Source organism: Shewanella cutis (genome assembly GCF_022410515.1).
In the GTDB taxonomy this organism is placed as follows: Bacteria; Pseudomonadota; Gammaproteobacteria; order Enterobacterales; family Shewanellaceae; genus Shewanella; species Shewanella cutis.
On sequence record NZ_JACSDI010000009.1, the window covers coordinates 1 to 19,907 of the forward strand.

Here is a 19,907-nt window from a genome sequence, read left to right on the forward strand (position 1 = left end):
TAAACACTCTTTACATCATCGACAATCAACTCTAATCAGTCACAATGGATGAGCTAAGTCAGCCTCATCCATCTTATCGGTTTATGATTGATTTATTTCAATTTATAGACCACTTCCACTCGGTCTTCGATAGTCACTTGACCATATTGATAGCTTTCAGCCGCGGCCATAGCATAATCGGCTTTGGCATTCATACGCAGCATCACAGGTTGTACTGGACGTTGATCGTAATAGCGAATTTGCCAAATCTTACCTAAGTTTTCCCCAAATCCCTTGGCTAAAGACTCGGCTTTTTGCTTAGCATCGACAATGGCCTCTTGGCGCGCCTTGGCCACATATTCAGCCTCTTTGCTTGATTTAAGGGCGATGTTATTCACTCGATTCATGCCCTCTTCAATGGCTGAATCAACAATCGTATTCAAGCGGCTTAAATCAGTAATCGTTACCGTGATTTGACGACTGGCGATATACCCCGTTAGCTCAGGTGCTTTATCCTGCGCATACACATATTGGGGCTGCAGATTTAAGTTAGCACTTTGAATATGTTCTTTACTCACCCCTGCGGCGGCGAGGCGTGCGATAAATTTCGCGACAGCTGCATCCGAGTTATCTTTAGCAGCCTTAGCGTCTTTCTCGGTGACCGCCACTTCCACATTAAGTTCTGCCATATCTGGTTCGACTTGAATTTGGCTGACGCCCATGGTTTCGATATGGGGAAAGTCCACATCGGCAGCAAGTGCGGTGGCAGTAAATGCGCCAGAGAAAAGACCACCAGCAACTAATACAGCTAAAAGAGAATGCTTCATTATTAACTCCAACTAAATCATTTAAGGCGAGACTGCCGTGATTCTAACGCGATGACTATCGGCTAACAGGCCAATTTAGTGTCTGCTCGTTATACCAACGCGTCATACAAACTATCCCTATAAACGCGGGCAAACATAAAAAGGGTTAATTTTTTTAAAAAATTTTCTAATCGGCTACGTTCAGCCCTGTACTCAGCTACGCGCCCTAAAACGAATCCCCGCAGGACGAAATGCCGATTGATAACGATACACAGCATTGTGTGGGCCGTAACTGGTAGAAACGCCATCTTGGCTGTACACTTTTCAGCCACAGATACTGTACCTTTTAATCACTTCAGGTATAATCCGCGCTCTTTTTAAGGCGCTCTTTTATCAGCATCAGCGAGACACCATGACAGTTGAAACTTTTCATCCTAAGCAAACTACCACGCTTGAGACCCCTGCCAAAACATTAGAAGCCGCCAGTGCTGATTCTGTTAATACGGGCAATGCTGCCACAGGCAATCGCATCGGTTTTGTGTCTTTAGGTTGTCCCAAAAACCTCGTGGACTCAGAGCGCATTCTGACCCAACTGCGTATCGATGGCTATGAAGTGACCAACAGCTACGACAATGCCGATCTAGTGATCGTCAACACCTGTGGTTTTATCGATGCGGCGGTTGAAGAATCCTTAGATGCGGTGCGCGAAGCCTTAGAAGAAAACGGCAAAGTAATCGTGACCGGCTGCTTAGGCGCCAAAGAAAACCAAATCCGCGAAGTACACCCAGACGTACTCGAAATCACTGGCCCACACAGCTACGAAGCCGTGTTAAAGCATGTCCACAAATACGTACCAAAACCAGAGCACAATCCCTTTACCTCGTTAATCCCACAAACTGGGGTTAAGTTAACGCCTAAACATTACGCTTACTTAAAGATTTCAGAAGGTTGCGACAACCGCTGTACCTTCTGCATCATTCCTGCACTGCGTGGCGATTTAGATAGCCGCCCGGCGGGTAGCGTATTGGATGAAGCCAAACGTTTGGTTGAATCCGGCGTACAAGAAATCCTCGTAGTCAGCCAAGACACCTCGGCCTACGGTAAAGACAAAGGCGGTCGCACCGATTTTTGGAACGGTATGCCAGTTAAGCAAGACATCACCAGCCTTGCTCGTCAGTTAGGCAAGATGGGCGCATGGGTACGCTTACATTACATCTACCCATACCCATGGGTTGACGATCTGATCCCATTAATGGCCGAAGGTTTAATTCTGCCTTACTTAGATATTCCAATGCAGCACGCCAGCCCACGCATCCTGAAGATGATGAAGCGCCCAGGCCGTGTTGACCGTCAATTAGAAGCGATTCAACGCTGGCGCGAAATCTGCCCAGATTTGGTGATCCGCTCAACCTTTATCGTCGGCTTCCCAGGTGAAACCGAAGAAGACTTCGAAATGCTGCTCGACTTCCTGCGTGAAGCGCGCCTCGACCGCGTTGGCTGCTTCAAATACTCAGAAGTCGAAGGCGCAGTCGCTAACACCATCGCCGAGCTTATCAGCGAAGAAGTCAAAGAAGACAGATACCACAGATTTATGGAAGTCCAAGCCGAGATCAGCGCCGAGCGTTTAGCGCGTTTCGTTGGCCGCACCATGGATATTCTGATCGATGACGTTGACGAAGAAGGCGCAATTGGCCGCAGCTTCGCCGATGCCCCTGAAATCGACGGTATGGTATTTATCAACGGTGAAACTGAACTCGAACCCGGCATGTTAGTTCGCGCCGTGATCACTCATTCGGACGAGCACGATCTGTGGGCCGAGTTAGTGGATGCCGATGCTGAGGATGATGTCGAGGCTTAAGCCTTCGCTCTAAGCGCTTGCCCTCAGCAGTCGATTAGCCGGATTAAAAGCATTAATAGCGAGCTCCTGATATTAATACTAATAGTCAAGGAGCTCGCTTTTTTTTGGGCCAATCGTTACCAAGCTAGTGATAGGCATTGAAGGATATAGGCAGCAAATGGCAGAGCTGCTAAGTCGCGGAATAAGCTTAGGAATCGTGTTTTTAGAGGTTTACAGGATAAGAATCAAAGAGAAATCGAGCAGAGATAAGGGAAAAACAAGTTACAAGGCGGGCAAAGTTAAGGTTTCAACACTAAGCACCTATGATACAAGCTCCCATAAAGTCGAAAGGGGTATCACCCCTATGCTGATACCCCTTTCGGTTTGCTGCTTTACGGTTGTAAGACCCTTTGCCCTTTTTCGGCTTTTCGGTACGCATCCGAAATAACGGACTGGTCACCAGCGCCTTAAGTGCATTGTCTGTAATTGTGCCGCGACCATTTTCATGCTCTAACACCCCCTCGGCTTTTACTTTTGCCATATTTACCTTCGTCATAATGACTCCTCAATTAATCCTATATTAGTCAAGGGCCAAGTTAATTATTCTCAGCCAGCGGCGACACTATAAACCAATCTAAAAAGATGTACAGAGTTTGTGCAGTAGTGCAAAGAATCGCACTTTTTATTATCGAAAAGTATGATAGATTAACTCAACAAAAATAATACATTAGAACAACAAATCTTTATCTTTAACACTACTTTGGGTCGCCATTTATCGACACGATTACCCTTGGTAATCACAGGAGAAGGAGAGCATTTTGCAGTTTGCAGTTATTTATCGGCCTTTGCTTTGCTTAGTAGTCCTGTTACTCAGCCTCTCCCCTAGTCTAGCGCAGGCTTTTTCAAGCTCTGAATGCATCATTACTATGGGTTATCGCACCAGTGAGCGCCTTCCCTTTATCCAACACGAACCCAATAACCAAGGGTTTTACCGCGATATCTATCAGGCCGCAGCAGAGAAAATTGGTTGCAAATTGCGGGTAATCCGAGCTCCAAAACTGCGGATTTTACGGGATCTCAAACTGGGTAATGTCGATTTTTATCCCGGTCTGCATTTTACTGAAGAACGCGCTAAATTTGCCTTTTTTATCCCTAATGGTCTGTCGGAGCGTTACATCGGCATAAGCCGAGCTGGTGCGGCAAGTATTAACTCACTCGCGCAGTTATCCCAGACAAGTATGACGCTATTAATTGCGCCAGGGAGTTATGACTTTAATGGCATATCCAAAACCATGTCGGTGCGCAAACCGCCCGAACTTGATGTGCCCAAGGCTTTAGATTACCTCCTCGCCAACCAAGGGGATTTTTTTATCTACGATCGAGCAACGCTTAACTATTACCTTAAAAATCGTGATATTAGCCAATTTAAGCTGCACCCCGATTGCTGTCAGCAACCTCAAGCCATGTATCTGGGATTTTCCAAAAAAAGTCGTCATTTTCGGGCGCGACAAAACCCCTATTATCGTGCCAATCTCCCCTTGAGCCCTGATAACAACCCAAGCTTGCTTGCGGAAGATTCCAAAGCCTACGAGTTTGCCAGAGCATTAGCCATGATGGATGCCGAGGGTGAAACCCAGCGGATATATTTCAATCACTTTGGTTAATGCTGATATGCAGTGCCCTCGACCTGTCGTGGCATGGCGTAGGCAGCAACTGACTCAAAGATGTTGCGAACGCCATAAAAAATCAAATATCTAAACATCAACACAAAGGGCAAATGCCAACGCATTTGCCCTTTGGTTTAAAGCTCACTTGGTGAGAACTGATTAGTTAGACTAAATGAACTAGATTAGGTTAATTCAATCAGTTACCCGCAACCTTCATCTCGGACAATAAAATCCCGCCGGTGCGAATAGACGAGCGTAAATCGAAGTCCTTACTGACCGCCTGTATCCCACGGAACATATCCTTAAGATTGCCAGCAATGGTAATTTCTTCTACGGGGAACTGCACTTCGCCATTTTCGACATAAAAACCTGCGGCGCCACGGGAATAATCCCCCGTTACCATATTCACGCCTTGGCCCATCACCTCAGTGACAATCAAGCCCGTGCCCATGCTTTTGACTAATTCATCAAAACCTTGGCCAGTGTGCGCTAAGGTCCAGTTATAGATCCCGCCCGCATGACCGGTGTTAGGTAGGCTCAATTTGCGCGCCGAATAGCTGGTTAGCAAGTAGGTTTCTAATATGCCGCGATCGATAATGCGTCTATCTTGGGTCGCAACCCCTTCACTATCGTAGTTGGCACTAGCGAGCGCGCCCAATAAATGCGGCTGCTCTTCAATACTGAACCAATCGGGGAAGATTTGGGTGTGAATGGCATCAAGTAAGAAGCTCGATTTACGATACAAGCTGCCACCGCTGATGGCACCAATCAAATGGCCGATTAAGCCGGTCGCTATCTCTGGCGCCAGTAATATTGGCAAACGGGTGGTGGCGATCTTACGCGCCCCTAAACGGCTCACGGTTTTCTCGGCGGTTTTTAGCCCCACCGATTCAGGTGAAAGCATCTCATTGAATTTGCGGGCGATAGTGTAATCGTAATCCCGCTGCATATTACCGTCACTGTCTTCACCAATCACGCTGCAACTTAAGCTATAACGGGAGCTGCAGTAACCATTTAAAAAGCCATGGCTGTTACCGTAGACCTTTACCGATGTATGGGCATTGGCGCTCGCGCCGTCGGAGTTATTGATGCGCGGATCAGCATCGAGCGCTGCGGTTTCGGCGCGAATGGCCAATTGGGCTAATTCGTCGGCTGAAATCTCTTGCGGATAGTAGAGCTTAAGATCGCGGATCTCGGTTGCCATTAAGGCTTTGTCTGCCAGGCCGCTAAAAGGATCTGCCGAGGTGTAACGGGCAATATCATCGGCCGCTTTTACCGCCAGCGCAATGGCTTCAGGGCTGAGATCGGAGGTTGATGAACTGCCCTTGCAACCATCGCGATAAACCGTAATACCGAGGGCGCCATCTTTATTAAACTCTACCGTTTCAACTTCCTTTAAACGGGTTGAAACCGATAATCCCTGTTGTTTACTGATCGCCACTTCAGCGGCATTTGTCCCTAATTTATTCGCATATTCGAGGGCCACAGCAACCGCATCTTTCAGCGCGGTCAATTCACTATCGATTCTGTTCAAAGACACAAAGCAACTCTTTCGTTATAGGCAATGGCGCTAGCATAACAAACACCCATCCCATTCACATTATTTATTGCGCGCTTTACTGATTGAATCGCGCTTTAGCTAGGCGAATTTTGGCGGGAGATGTTATTATTAGCGCGTAATTTAACTGAGGTTTTATCTATATGAAGATTGTTGGTGATTCAGAACATTTTAAACAGCCCTATGACAGTAACGAAGAGTATGTCAGTAAAACTGAGGATAAGCGTGACTGCGAAGCGGCTCAAAAAGTCGGTATGGAACTGGTTTCACTCAGCAAAACCCAGCTAGATAAAATCGAGCTGGACGAGCACTTATACGACAGCATTCAGCAAGCTCATAAGATCAAGCCAAAGACCGAAGCCTATCGCCGCCATATGCAATATATCGGCAAGCTGATGCGTAACGTCGATATCGAACCTATCAAGGCGTCGCTCGCCGTGGTGCTGAACAAAAACAGCAACGAAACCGCCAAGTTGCAAATGTTCGAGAAAATGCGTGAGCGTTTACTCACCCAAGGCGACGGTGAAATCCAAACCTTAGTGGAACATTACCCACAGTTGGATAGACAAAAACTCCGCACCTTAGTGCGCCAAGCGACCAAAGAACTGGCGAAAGGTCCTGAGTCAAAATCCTCAAAAGAGCTGTTTAAATATTTACGCAGCGAAATCCAAGACTAATCAACCTGCACCACAAGGATGTTTGCTTATGCGATTTAGCAAAACGTTATCAGTATTCTCTTGGGCATTACTGGGCGCAACGGCGCTCAGTGGTTGTAATGGCGCCGCTGATGGCACTGACGCAGGTGGCAGTACCGACAGTTATAGCCTCAGCTTAAGCTACAAAACCTTAGTTAACGGTCAATGTGCCGATAGCACGAGCAGTTTAAGTTTCCCGACTGATGCCAGCTTTTGTGCGCTTGCAACCTTAAAACAAGGTTCAGCAAACGTCAGCGGACAACTGATTAGTTTTAGCGCCACCTTAGGCACAGTCTCCCCAGCAACGAAATTAACCAATGCCAATGGTGTGGCTGAAGTGATTATTGCTAATCCAGGCTTAACCGAAGGTGCGGGGACTGTCAGTGCGACCTACACTCCCGCAGGTGCCGCAGCCTTAACCGCGACACGCAACTATGAATTTATTGGCAAGGGCGGAGCGGGTACCGTTACTCCACCCAAACTCAGTGCCAGCATTGTCAATGGCGCAAACTTGGTCACACGGTTTAAAGTGGATGAAGCCGTACAACTGCAAGCCATCTTGCTTGATACTGAAAGCAAAGGCATTGCCGATGCTAAAGTTACCTTTAGTGCAGGCACAGCTACCCTCAATCCAGCTAGCGCATTGACCAATAGCCAAGGTCTTGCCCAGGTGACGTATACGCCAAGCGCGACGGAGTTAGGGGCAAATACCTTAACTGTGACAGTCGATTATCAAGGTCAAACGCTGCAAAGTAGCAGCTTATATGAAGTACTCAGTAAAGATGCCATCAACGAAACAGGCACCCTCAAACTAGGATCGTTTAACGGAACCAGCTTCACTGAAGGTAAACTTGGCAGCACCTTAACGCCACAAGCAGACGGCAGTTATAAAATTAGCGCCGGCGGCAGCTTTGGGGTAACCGCAAGCTTAGTATTAGAAGCGAGTGATGGCACTATTACTCGAGTACAAACGCCTTCATCAATGAGTTTTAGCTCCGACTGTACAGCCAGTAATAACGCCACCTTAGACACGCCTGTCACCACCTTATCGGGCAATGCCAGCTCAACCTTCCAAGACACAAGCTGCAGCGGTAACAGTGAGCGTAATGACCAAATTATCGCGACCACAGTAGTCGGTAATCAAACGCTTACGGCCAATTTCCCATTTACACTACAGCGCCAAACCCTTGCAAGCCTAAGTTTTGAATCGGCAGCGCCTAGCCAGATACGCATTAAAGGCGCAGGTGGAACTGGGTCGAGTGAATCATCCCTCGTCAGCTTTAAAGTGACCAGCGCCAATGGCCAGCCTGCAGCGCAGCAAAAGGTCAGTTTTAGTTTAGATACCGTCGTTGGTGGCTTAAGTTTTGCCAATGGCAGCGCCAGCGCTGAGAGCCTCACCAACTCCCAAGGTATCGCCAGTGTGCGCGTGCTTTCAGGTACTGTGCCCACCCCCGTTCGCGTGGTTGCCACGGCCGTGGATGCCGATACCAAAGAGGTGATTACCAGCCAGTCTGAGCAATTAACCGTCAATACAGGTTTGCCACAACAGCTTGGTTTTAGCCTGTCTACGACGATAGTCAACCCAGAAGCGGGCGATCATGACGGTGAAACTGCGACTATTACCGCCCGATTGTCGGACAGTTTTGGAAACCCAGCGCCCGACGATACCACGGTGAACTTCACCACCGAGGGCGGGCAAATCGCCCCAAGCTGCCTGACCAAAAATGGCGCTTGCAGCGTGACTTGGACATCCAGCGATTATCGCCCTCAGGATCATCGCATTAGCATATTGGCTTACGCCCTAGGTCACGAAACCTTTTTCGATACCAATGGCAACAACCAGTTTGATAGCGCAGATGGCGGTGCTATCGCTAACGCCTGTTTATTCAATGGCGCCGCAACTCACTGCAGCGGTAATGGTATGGATGTCGAAACCTTCCACAGCAAGGGGTTCAGCGACTTACCAACGGCGTTCCGTGATGATAATGAAAACTTCAGCTACGACAGTGGCGAGCGCTATTTCGATAACCTCGCCCGTGACACTTATCCAGCAGCCGATGGCAAGTTTAACGGCCCGCAATGCCTAGGCAGCCTCTGTGGTACAGGTCAAGCCAACAAGACCTATGTTCGCAAGGGATTGGTGATGAGCATGTCTGGCTCGCAGGCTTATATCAGTGTGATGCAGGACGATGTGCTACTCGCCAGCGTCAATGATATAAAACCCGTCGCTGCAGGTGCCCAATCTCAATTTGTGGTGTTTGTTCACGACAGAGCGAAGCAAATTATGCCTGCCAAGACCCAAATCGAGCTTTGCGTCGATTGTAATGGCGTAGCAGAAACATTTGAGGTACCCAATAGCATCTCTGCTAAGGATAGTTTAGGCACACCACTCAGTTTCACCGCTTCTGCGGGGAGTCAAGTCAGCATAGTGACCACTACACCAAAGGGAATTAAAACCACCAATTTAAGCTTTACTGTGCCGACACTGTAAAAACCAAAAGACCCGCCAAGGCGGGTCTTTTACTTTCTAGCTCAATTTATTGGTTAATTCTGTAACTCTACCGCCTTGCGCAAACGTAAGCTGCGCAGCGCCAGATACAACATTCCTACCGCTCCCCAAATTAAACCGAGTTCTAATGACTGAGGCTCAAGGTTAATCCACAGCACGCCAATGGTCGCAGCACCACACAAGGGCAAGACGAAATACAGCAAATGCTCCTTAAGGGATTGATTACGTTTTTCTTTAAAATAAAACTGCACAATCACCGACAGGTTAACAAAGGTAAAGGCAACTAAAGCACCGAAGTTCACTAAGGCTAAAGCCATTTCTAAATCAAATGACACCGCCGAAAGCGCCAGTAACCCCACTAGAATCACGTTAAATGCTGGGGTACGCCATTTAGGGTGAACATAACCAAAGCCTTTATTGGGCAACATATTGTCGCGACCCATCACGTAGAGAATACGTGCTACGCCCGCATGGGCGGCCATGCCCGAAGCTAACACCGCAATCGTTGTCGCCACCAGCACGATAGACTGGAATAAATTACCGCCCACATACAGGGCAATCTCAGGCAGCACAGCATCTAGCTGCTGGAAGCGAGAAATATCCGGGAAATAGAGTTGCAAGAAATAGGACACGCTGACAAAAATCACCCCGCCAATCAGTGCTGTTAGTACAATAGCACGGGGGATGACTCGTTTTGCATCCTTGGTTTCTTCACTTAGCGAACTTAAGCCATCAAAACCTAAAAAGGAGAAACACAGAATGGTTGCCCCGGTAAAGAGCGGCGCTAAGGTTATCTGCTCGGAATAGAATGGACGCACGCTGGCAATCACCCCTTCACCTTCCCCAAGGGACAGGCTATGGGCCATCAATCCAATAAACACTAAGATAATCGCTATCTGGGCAAATACGATAACCCCATTAAAATTCGCAACTAAATCAATGCCTCTAAGGTTGAGTAGCGTCATAACAGTGACTAAACCAAAGATAAAAATCCAAGGCTCCACGTTGGGGAACATGGCGGTGAGATAGATTTTGGCCAATAGCATGTTGATCATCGGCATAAACATATAATCGAGTAGCGATGACCAGCCCACCATAAAGCCGACATTCGGACTAAAGGTTTTTTGAGCATAGGTATAGGCCGAACCCGCATAGGGGTATTTACGCACTAAGTGACCATAGCTAAAGGCAGTAAAGAGAATACCCGCTAATGCGAGCAAGTAAGAGGTGGCCACATGGCCAGAGGTGATCTCAGAGACAATTCCGAAGGTGTCAAACACGGCCATCGGCGTGAGGTACGCAAGCCCCATCACAACCACCTGCCACAGATTAAGGCTTTGCTTTAAGCCCGGTTTTTGTTGGCTCATACACCACCTCCCAGTAAAGTAGGTGGAATGACTAACGCAACATGTTGATTGACGGCAACGACCGAAAATCCGGTAAACAACAGCCCCATTGAATTGTCCTCAGTAAAGTAGGTTCAAATGAACCTCATATCATTTCCGGATGTTTACCGGCCTCTATTGGTTTAAAACCTATACATTCAAAAAGAAAATAACCGAGGCACTGAATACCTCGGTTATTTTTTCGGCGCGCATTTTCGCCTTAAACAAGTAGGAAAACAAGCAAAAAACCATCGTTTGCTTCACAGTCCTTATCTTTGTCGCAAAAATTGGCTTTTTCACATCTTTGCTAAATCACATTATTGCCACTAAAGGCTAAAAGTCACATTTACCATAAAATTGACACTGCCAAACAAATGACAGATAAATGCGAACTTCAAATAAAATAAACTACAAAACCATTTTTTATATAAACTTTAAAGACTTTATGCATAATAACCATGAACTAAGAAAGCATAAAAAAACAATAAAAACTCACTTAAACCACCAATAAGTCAAAGTTAAATCCATTTTTAACTTCATTAAACACAACTTAAGCAGCTTAGGCTATTTTGGTTGTTTTTATCGATAAAAAGGCAAGACTCAATGAAATCTTTTAAATTCAATACCCTGTTTAGTTGCATAGCTCTTACCACCGCTGTGTTGGCCGCCCCTGCAAGCGCAGAGGGTTCAGCAATGGTCAACCCGCAAGCAGGCGTTGTCGTGGGTTACTGGCATAACTGGTGTGATGGCGCAGGTTATAAAGGTGGTATCGCCCCCTGTGTGACCCTAGCGCAGGTCAATCCGCAATATAACGTTGTCGATGTTTCATTTATGAAAAGCTATGGTGCCAACGGCAGCATTCCGACCTTCAAACTCGATCCCGCAATTGGGTTAACTGAGGCACAATTTATTGATCAAATTAGTGAGCTCAATCGTCAAGGCCGAGCAGTATTAATCGCCTTAGGTGGCGCGGATGCTCACATTGAACTGCGCAATGGCCAAGAGCAAGATCTGGCAAATGAAATCATTCGGTTAGTTGAAAAATATGGCTTTGATGGGCTTGATATCGACCTCGAACAAGCCGCAGTCACCGCTGCAGACAATCAAATCGTCATTCCCGCGGCGCTAAGGATCGTTAAAGATCATTACCGTAAGCAGCAGAAAAACTTTTTAATCACTATGGCGCCTGAATTCCCCTACCTCACCACCAGCGGGAAATATGTACCTTATATCAACGCCCTTGAGGGCTATTACGATTGGATTAACCCGCAATTTTATAACCAAGGTGGCGATGGTATTTATATCGATGGTATAGGCTGGATTGCGCAAAATAATGACAATTTAAAACAAGAGTTTATCTACCATATCGCTAATGCACTCGCCAATGGCAGCCATGGGTTCACAAAAATTCCCCATGACAAACTGGTCTTTGGCATCCCGACTAATATTGATGCGGCAGCCACAGGCTATGTGAGCGATCCACAAAAACTGTTTGCCGCCTTCGAACAATTAAAAAATCAAGGGCAGCCACTCCGTGGCGTAATGACATGGTCGATCAACTGGGATATGGGGAAAAATGCTACAGGCCAAGCCTATAATGAATCATTTATTAAGGCGTACGGGCCCTTCATCCACAATCAAGACATTACCCCACCAGAGCCAGAAAACGGCAAACCCATTTTCAGCGGCCTAGGCCATGTTCGGGTCAAATTAGGTGGCGTATTTAATCCACTGGATGGCGTTAGCGCCTATGATGCCGAAGATAAAGATCTGACGGCCGACATCCAAGTGACTGGTGATGTGAATACTCAGCAACTTGGCCTTTATCCACTAACGTATAAAGTCACCGATTCAGATAACAACACGACGGAGCAAGTACGCACTGTTGAGGTGTATAACACTAAACCTGAGTTGAGTGGCATCCATAATACTAGCATCACAGTCTCAGCCCCCTTCGATCCAATGGCAGGCGTTAGCGCCAACGATGCCGAAGATGGCGATCTGACCCATAGCATCCGTATTGAAGGTGAAGTCAATAGCGACCGTATCGGCCAATATGAGCTGGTCTACAGCGTAACTGACAGTGCTGGCGAGCAATCCCGCGCAGTGCGTATCGTAACCGTCAAAGAGCAAGGTGCAGTGTGCGAAAATTTATGGAATCCAAGCAAGATTTACTTAGGCGGTGATACGGTTAGCTACGCAGGCAAAATCTGGTTAGCGGGTTGGTGGACTCAAGGTGAGCAACCGGACTTAGCCGGTCAATGGGGCGTGTGGAAATCCCAAGGTGACAGTGATTGCGATTCAGGCTTGCCTCCGGTTATCACGCCGAACTTTACGATAAGCGGTTTAGCCTCGAGCTACCCACTAACCCAAGGGCAAGTTAGCATTAACTTTAACGTCAATACCAATCAAGCGATGGAATTAACGGCTAGCCTTGTGCAGGATGAGCGCATCCACGCGAGCAGCACAGCTAACATTAATGGTAATGGCGCCATGGTATTGCAGGGAGCATCACTCGATGCGGGAGCTTATCAGCTCATCATCAGCAACAAAGATAACAGCCTCAAACAACAGTTTGCCCTGTCCTTAGTTGCAGATGACGGCGGTATCGAGCCCGGAGAATACCCAGCATACAGTGCAGGTACCCAATACCAAGCCGGTGATATTGTTACCAACGCAGGTGGCGTTTACCAATGCCGACCTTGGCCAAACAGCGGATGGTGTAGCGGCTCAGCGCCTTACTATGCCCCAGGCACTGGCAGCGCTTGGCAAGATGCGTGGACTAAGCATTAATACTCGCGTTGCGGTCATATTACTTTGACAACAAGCCCTGCGGCATCTTGTGATGCCAAAGGGCAAATCTTTGGATTCATCTCACAAGCAATTCAATACCAAAGTAAAATTTCGCCCTTAAAAATCTTCCTAAGCACACTCTCGCCACCAGTTCACAAGCTAAACCCAAGCCCGCGCCCGGCGGTGAATACCTAAGAGAGCTAAGCCAAAAAATACCGCAAACAAGCCCCAAAGCTGTAACCACTTTGGTAACACGCTCGCCCAGCTAGCGCCCATTTGATTGAGTTCTAACATGCCCATAATGGCCGGAACGGCAGGGATCATCTGCGAGCCCAGCACCAAAGGATCTGGGATCAAGGCAATTGGCCAGACAAAGCCTGAGACAAACAGGATTGGCATTGAAATTAATAGCAATACTTGAGTAGGCAAATCGCGGCGGGTAAACAAGGTGCTCATTGCGACTCCAGCCGCCGCCGTCGCCAGTAAAAACGGTAATAACCACAGTGCGACTAGGCCAAAACTCGCTTGAATACTCACGTTATACCAGTGGTAGCAATAGCCCACATAAAAGCTGGTAAACAGAGTATAAATCAACATAAAGGCGAGAATACGACCACAGACCAATTGCAGCGGCGACACCTGCTGCCAATAGCCCTGATGGCGCCACTGACCAGCACCTAAAATGCCAGTCCCGATCAGCAGTGTTTGATGCAGGATCAGTAAAAATAATCCCGGCACCACATAGGGCGTATAACCTAGGCTTGGGTTAAACGCTGGTACGCTGTTTAAGTGCAGCGAGTTCAGATTCTGCTCAGCCTCTTTAGGATTTTTCCCTTGGGCGAGCATACCAATCCATTGTATTTGCTTACCCGCATCCATCCCCGCACTGACAAGCCCCTCGGCCACAGCGGAGTAGATCAAAAAGTAACTGGCATCGCCACCGTAACTTAAGGTGACGCCCTTACCGAGCAGCAAATCGCGGCGAAATCCTTCGGGGATCACCAATAAACCGTGCGCCTTGCCCGTTTCAATAAAGCGCTTCGCTTCGGTGATTGAGCCGACTTGCCCAATCACTTGAATTTTTGCACTCGCATCGGCGTGGCGGATAAGTTGACGGCTCAGGGAAGAATGGTCTAAATCCACCACAATCAGTTGCTGCTCAGTGGGGACTTGATGCAAATAAGGCAAAGGATAAAGCACCGAATAAAACAGCACACCGCCAAATAGCGTCACGGTGATCGCCTTATCGCTAACAATCGCCTTTAATTCAGTGAGCACTAACTGCCATAAATTCATGTTATTGCCCCTTCGCTGGCAGAGGCGCTTCGGTGTTTACAGTCGCCCCAGAGCTAGCATTGGCCGTCATCGGCAAAAGTTTGTTCGCCAAGACATAAATCACGGGAAATAGGCAAATAAATCCCCAATAGCTACTCAATTGCTGTGCCACCGTTGGCCAAGCAGCACCATAGCTGACCACACTCACATGGGACTCAATATAATGGCTCGATGGCATAACAAGTCGCCACCACTGGGCGAGTTGCGGCATTTCATGGGTAGGAAAAGTGATCCCCATAAAGGCAAAGGCAGGCGCGAATAACGCCGTGCAAAAGCTGATCACCCGCGCGCTATCACGCATCAGCACAAACACCAGTAACACCAAACTCCATACCGCCAACAGCATGATCAACTGGGCAAACAGCAGCAGCGCTAAACTGCCCGCCAAAGGCAAGGCTAAATACTGATACAGCCAAGTGAGGATAAACCCGCCTTGCAGCATTAAGATAGGCGTAAACAACAAGATCTTAGCCAACACCTTAGGCCAAAAATGCTCGGTTAACCGATTGGATACCCCACTCTCTGACTGCGCGGCATTAAGGTGCAACTCGCGATTTAAGCTGTTAGCGATCACCAACATAGATAACAACTGCCACAGCGCGACCAATACCGGCGGCACTAAAAAACCTATGTAGTTGTTATTACGGTTAAACAGCGCGGTCGTTTGGCTCTTTACTGGGCTTAAATTCACCGCGACTTGGGATTTCGGCGTGCCCGTCATCAGTTGCTTAAGGCCTGCGACTTGTAACAGTCCATCTCCTAAACTCAGCTGAATTTGGCTCGATAGCAGTTTTCCCACCAACAAAAATTGGCTGTTATAACGCACATCGATAGTGGGTGTATGACCTGTGAGTAGATCCTTTTTCATATCATAGGGGAAAACTACCACCGCATAGACCTGCGCCTGCTGCATCGCGGTAATGCCCGAGGAAAGATCGGTAAAACTCTGGGGATCTGTCACAGGGTTTGCTTTGAGTTGACGGGTCAACATCCGGCTGAGTTGGCTATGGTCTTGGTCAACAATCGCCACGGGCAACTGCCGCGGTAAACCTGCACTAAATAACCACCACAGGCACAAAATCCCCAGCAGTGGGATATAACTGATTAAAGCCAGTTGCCAAGGATCGCACCACAACGCCTTAAGCTCGCGGCGCACTAATGCCACAAGCTGCGCCATAAAGCCTGAGGATACTGGATGCGTCGCATTCTGAGCCTCGTTCAATGGCTTAGGCTCGATCAAATGCGTGGGCTCTTTCGGTAACTGGGCCACTGTCGTTACTCACCATTGAGCAACACGGACATACCGACGCGCAGATCCGCAATGGGCGCCGTTGGACGCAGCTCCACCTCGAAGGTGCGCATATCAAAATCGTGGCCACTTTCGGTCGAACGCCAAGTCGCAAAGTCGCCCATCACACTGATATGGGAGACAGTGAACTCTAGCGTTTTATCCAGCGCTGGCAGCGTTAATTGCAGTTTTTCGCCTTTTTTAAAACGTTTTAGCTGGTCTTCACGCACTTGGAATACCGCCCAAGCATCCTGCATATCAATCAGACTCACCACCGGGAAGCCGCTGGGTGCCAGTTCACCTGCTTGCAATAATACTTCGCTAATTTCCCCTGACTTAGGTGCGCGCATTTGGCTATCGGCCATAATGGCACTGACTTCTTTCACCGCGCCTTCAGCCATACGCGCATTACCCGCCGCAGCGGCTTTGGTTTCGACCCGCGCGCCTTCCTGCGCCATTTGATACATGGCTAACGCCGCTTGCTCTGTGTACTTAGCCGCTTGCCATTGGGTAAAGGCTTCATCGCGTTTTTGCCGCGCAGCAACACCTTCGGCAAATAAGTTTTCGACTCGGGTATAGGTGGTTTTTGCCAGCGTTGCTGCCGCTTGCGCCTTGAGCCATTGTTCCTTAGCCGCCATCACTTCTTGACTACGGGCACCATTGTTTGCCTCTTGTTGCAAGGCTTTGGCGGCATCACGGCCGCCTTCGGCCTGCATCAACTTGGCATCCAATTCTGGGCTATGAATGGCAAATAACAAATCACCTTCATTGACACTATCGCCACGGCGCACAAGCACTTGCTCGACCCGCCCTGGCACCTTAGAGGATACGTTATATTCGCGGGCTTCAATCTGCCCCTGCAACACACTCGGCTTTGGGCTATAAGCCAATTTGAGCCCATAGGCTAAAATAAGGCCTAATGCGACCAACGCCGTGAGAGCAAGAATTCTGTTAGCGCGCATTGATAGTCTCCTGCGATTGAATGCCTGTGGCACTGCGACCGATAAATTCATCTAATTGACCACTGATGGCCATTAATCTGGCATAGGCTTGCACATAACGATAACGGGCACCGAGTTGCTGAGTTTTAACTGCGCTCAGTTTTAATTCGGCATCCACTCTGTCAATAGAGGTTGAAAGCCCTTGATTAAAGGCGATTTCCCTTAGGCGTAAGTTTTCACTCGCTAATTCAAGTGAGGTATTGAGTGAATTGACCTCTTCCTCGGCCTGCAACAGCTGGCGATAGCTTTGGTCGAGCAGCAAACTTAAGTCTTGGCGTGTCTGCGCCTTAGTGTAACGGGCTTGCAGCAAGGCACTCTTAGCCGCTTCCACTTTACCGCTGCGGCCATCGCGGCTCAGCAAGGGCACTTTTACACCGACACCGACCATCCAGTCCGGTTCTACCTTAGAAAACAAGCTGTCATCTTCGTATAAGGTGTAATTACCAAAGAGAAACACAGTCGGGTGATATTTACCTTTCTCTAAGGAAACCAAACCATTCGCCTGCGCCTCTTTAGCCTCAAGTAGCTTAAGCGCCGGGTGTTGATTTAAGGTCATTTGGGTCAAGTCCCCCAATGACGGCGCCTGTTGCAGCACAAATAGCGGCGAGTTAGTACTAACATCACTCCGTTGCAACATACGCGATAGGGCGATAACGGCCATTTCATGTTGGCGGCGGGCGCTGCCTAAATTGACCTTAGCGTTGTCTAAGGCCACTTGAGCATTGAGGCGCTCGACCTTAGCGATTTGCCCCTCGCGCTCTAGCGCTAGCGCGTGGTCAACGTGCTTAGTTAAGGAGGCCACCAGCTCGGTTTGGGTGCTGACAAGGGATTGAGTCACATCAACGGCATAATAACGATCAACCAACTGAGTGAATAAGTCGCGGGTCGCTAACTGTAATTCCTGTTGTTTCTCGGCCACCATGGCGGCATGAATGCCTTGAGCCGCAGTGATCTGGCCGCCGGTATAAATCGGCCACATCGCCTGTAAGCTGGCGCGGAAAATATCTTGCTCGGTAAAGGGCGTGACAAATAATGAACCCGGAATACTCGCCAGTGCACCGCCAAGTGCGGGTGGCAAGGTCGCGGGATCAAGAGAGGCTAAGGGATTGAGATCCCTTAAATCTAATTCAATTGGTTTTTCGAGGTGGGTATAACTGCCATTCAGACTGAGGGACGGCAGATTTAAACTTTCGCCCGCCTCTTGCTCGCCCTTGGCGCGATTCACCTCTTGGGATTGAGCCTGGAGTTTATCGCTCACCTTAAGCACTTGCTGCCAAGCCTCAGTAAAGCTACTGGGCTGGGCATAGGCCGCTAACGGCAATAGTGAGGGCAAAGGCAATAAACACAGCCATGCCAAACGTGATAGTTTCATTAACACCTCTAGAGTAGTTACTCTAATTTCCTTTGCAAATGATAACATCCATCATGGAAGGCGGCTAGAACCCACCGCTGGAAGTGTAAGATGGGTTCTAAAATAAGCACTTAGCCAATCAACGTAGGAGCTTCTAGCTTCTCGTTTTACGCAGTACCGCCTACGGTCAGCTTGTCGAGCTTAAGGGTCGGTTGACCGACACCCACAGGCACGCTTTGACCATCCTTACCACATACACCAACGCCCTTATCCAGCGCCATGTCGTTACCCACCATGGAAATCTGACTCATGGCTTCAGGGCCATTACCGATCAGGGTTGCGCCCTTAATCGCTTGAGTCACTTCACCATTTTCGATCAAATAGGCTTCGGAGGCTGAGAACACAAACTTACCCGAGGTGATATCGACCTGACCACCGCCAAAGTTAGGCGCATAAATGCCCTTCTTCACCGACTTGATGATGTCGCTCGGTTCGGACTCGCCCGATGTCATATAGGTATTGGTCATCCGCGGCATCGGCAGATGCGCATAGGATTCACGGCGACCATTCCCGGTCGGCGCCACGCCCATCAGGCGCGCATTTAATTTATCCTGCATATAGCCTTTGAGGATACCGTCTTCGATTAACACAGTTCTCTGGGTTTGTACCCCTTCATCATCGATGCTCAGCGAGCCACGACGATTCGCAAGCGTGCCATCGTCCACCACTGTCACTAATTTAGATGCCACTTGCTGACCCACCATGCCACTAAAGGCGCTGCTGCCCTTACGGTTAAAGTCGCCTTCAAGTCCATGACCAACCGCCTCGTGCAGTAACACCCCCGGCCAGCCATTACCGAGCACCACGGTCATTTCCCCGGCGGGAGCATCGATGGCATTAAGGTTTACTTGCGCTTGACGCACCGCTTCACGGGCAAAGGCAAAGCACATTGGCAAGCCTGTGTCATCATTGACCATTAACACGCTGTAATCGTGGCGACCACCGCCACCGGCGCCGCCACGCTCTCGCTTACCGTTTTCTTCTAAAATCACACTGCAGTTAAAGCGTACTAAGGGACGAATGTCCGCGGCTAACGTACCATCACTGGCGGCAACCAGTATTTCTTCATGCACGCCCGCAAGACTGACCACCACTTGAATAATGCGGCTATCGAGGCTGCGAATATAGGCATCAGCCTCTTTCAGTAGATTGATTTTTTTCACTTCTTCCATGGCGGCGATAGGATCGACACTATCGTACAGCGCCAAGGCGTGTTGACGTTTGAAGGCTTGTACTTTTGCCTGTTCGCCAGCCCCTGCAATGCCACGGGCCGCCTCAGCCGCAGCTGTTAATGCTGCAGGTGTAATATCATCGGCATAGGCAAAACCGGTTTTCTCGCCACTGATGGCGCGCACCCCCACACCACGCTCGATATGGAAACTACCATCCTTAATAATGCCATCTTCAAGCACCCAAGATTCATGGCGACTGCCTTGGAAATAGAGATCGGAAAAATCGACTTTATGTTGGTGTATGCTGTTTAAATAATCTTGTAAGCCGTCGAGGGCTAGGCCACCCTTCAATAAACTTTGCTCTACTTGTGCTAAAAAAGGCATCGAGGTTCTCTCTATTCGCTTAAGCGATCTTGCTTGGCTAAAATTCGCAACTCACTCATTTTTAAAATTATCTAAATTCGTTGTGAG

General features: G+C 48.6%; 14 protein-coding genes. 5 read left to right on the forward strand and 9 right to left on the reverse strand.

From position 1 onward, the window contains the following. Positions 1-92 precede the first annotated feature (92 nt). Entirely contained in the window at positions 93-806 is a 714-nt protein-coding gene (locus H9J30_RS13015; RefSeq protein WP_240131398.1) for an oxidative stress defense protein, read from the reverse strand. 391 nt (positions 807-1,197) lie between these two features. On the opposite strand from H9J30_RS13015, the gene rimO reads away from it, so the two are divergent. Beyond that, positions 1,198-2,643: a 30S ribosomal protein S12 methylthiotransferase RimO gene (rimO, locus tag H9J30_RS13020; RefSeq protein ID WP_240131399.1), complete on the forward strand. Its 1,446-nt coding sequence runs from the start codon at positions 1,198-1,200 to the stop codon at positions 2,641-2,643. A 292-nt stretch (positions 2,644-2,935) separates the two neighbouring features. On the opposite strand, the gene H9J30_RS13025 is transcribed toward rimO, so the two are convergent. After that, on the reverse strand, positions 2,936-3,163 hold the full coding sequence (locus H9J30_RS13025; protein ID WP_240131488.1) for a ribosome alternative rescue factor ArfA: 228 nt from the start codon (positions 3,161-3,163) through the stop codon (positions 2,936-2,938). A gap of 277 nt (positions 3,164-3,440) precedes the next feature. Between H9J30_RS13025 and H9J30_RS13030 the strand changes: the two genes are divergently transcribed. Continuing rightward, positions 3,441-4,286, forward strand: coding sequence for a substrate-binding periplasmic protein (locus H9J30_RS13030; protein WP_240131400.1), 846 nt, complete (start codon positions 3,441-3,443; stop codon positions 4,284-4,286). Positions 4,287-4,485: 199 nt separating this feature from the next. Here H9J30_RS13030 and pmbA read toward each other — a convergent pair whose 3' ends face one another. Beyond that, complete coding sequence (gene pmbA / locus H9J30_RS13035) at positions 4,486-5,829, reverse strand: metalloprotease PmbA (protein WP_240131401.1); 1,344 nt, start codon at positions 5,827-5,829, stop codon at positions 4,486-4,488. 161 nt (positions 5,830-5,990) lie between these two features. Here pmbA and yjgA point away from each other — a divergent pair, with 161 nt between their 5' ends. Then, a complete protein-coding gene (gene yjgA, locus H9J30_RS13040) occupies positions 5,991-6,524 on the forward strand; it encodes a ribosome biogenesis factor YjgA (RefSeq protein ID WP_240131402.1) in 534 nt (177 codons plus the stop codon). Between the two features lie 28 nt (positions 6,525-6,552). Next, positions 6,553-9,033 carry an Ig-like domain-containing protein gene (locus H9J30_RS13045; protein WP_240131403.1) on the forward strand — a complete coding sequence of 827 codons (2,481 nt, stop codon included), beginning with the start codon at positions 6,553-6,555 and terminating at the stop codon, positions 9,031-9,033. Positions 9,034-9,086: 53 nt separating this feature from the next. Here the strand turns inward: H9J30_RS13045 and H9J30_RS13050 are convergent, their stop codons facing one another. Further along, entirely contained in the window at positions 9,087-10,418 is a 1,332-nt protein-coding gene (locus tag H9J30_RS13050; RefSeq protein ID WP_240131404.1) for an APC family permease, read from the reverse strand. 621 nt (positions 10,419-11,039) lie between these two features. Between H9J30_RS13050 and H9J30_RS21635 the strand changes: the two genes are divergently transcribed. Continuing rightward, positions 11,040-13,229, forward strand: a complete 2,190-nt coding sequence (locus H9J30_RS21635; RefSeq protein WP_275679624.1) for an immunoglobulin-like domain-containing protein — start codon at positions 11,040-11,042, stop codon at positions 13,227-13,229. Positions 13,230-13,388: 159 nt separating this feature from the next. Here H9J30_RS21635 and H9J30_RS13065 read toward each other — a convergent pair whose 3' ends face one another. From H9J30_RS13065 to tldD, 5 genes are all read right to left on the reverse strand, one after another. Further along, positions 13,389-14,525, reverse strand: a complete 1,137-nt coding sequence (locus tag H9J30_RS13065) for an ABC transporter permease (protein WP_240131405.1) — start codon at positions 14,523-14,525, stop codon at positions 13,389-13,391. Between the two features lies 1 nt (position 14,526). After that, positions 14,527-15,741: an ABC transporter permease gene (locus tag H9J30_RS13070; protein ID WP_240131490.1), complete on the reverse strand. Its 1,215-nt coding sequence runs from the start codon at positions 15,739-15,741 to the stop codon at positions 14,527-14,529. A 98-nt stretch (positions 15,742-15,839) separates the two neighbouring features. Then, the gene (locus H9J30_RS13075; RefSeq protein WP_240131406.1) at positions 15,840-16,814 is read right to left on the reverse strand and encodes an HlyD family secretion protein; all 975 of its coding nucleotides are present in this window, start codon (positions 16,812-16,814) and stop codon (positions 15,840-15,842) included. Next, on the reverse strand, positions 16,804-18,225 hold the full coding sequence (locus tag H9J30_RS13080) for a TolC family protein (protein ID WP_240131407.1): 1,422 nt from the start codon (positions 18,223-18,225) through the stop codon (positions 16,804-16,806). Before H9J30_RS13080 ends, H9J30_RS13075 begins: the two co-directional genes overlap by 11 nt. A gap of 146 nt (positions 18,226-18,371) precedes the next feature. Continuing rightward, a complete protein-coding gene (tldD, locus tag H9J30_RS13085) occupies positions 18,372-19,820 on the reverse strand; it encodes a metalloprotease TldD (RefSeq protein WP_240131408.1) in 1,449 nt (482 codons plus the stop codon). Positions 19,821-19,907: the final 87 nt, after the last annotated feature.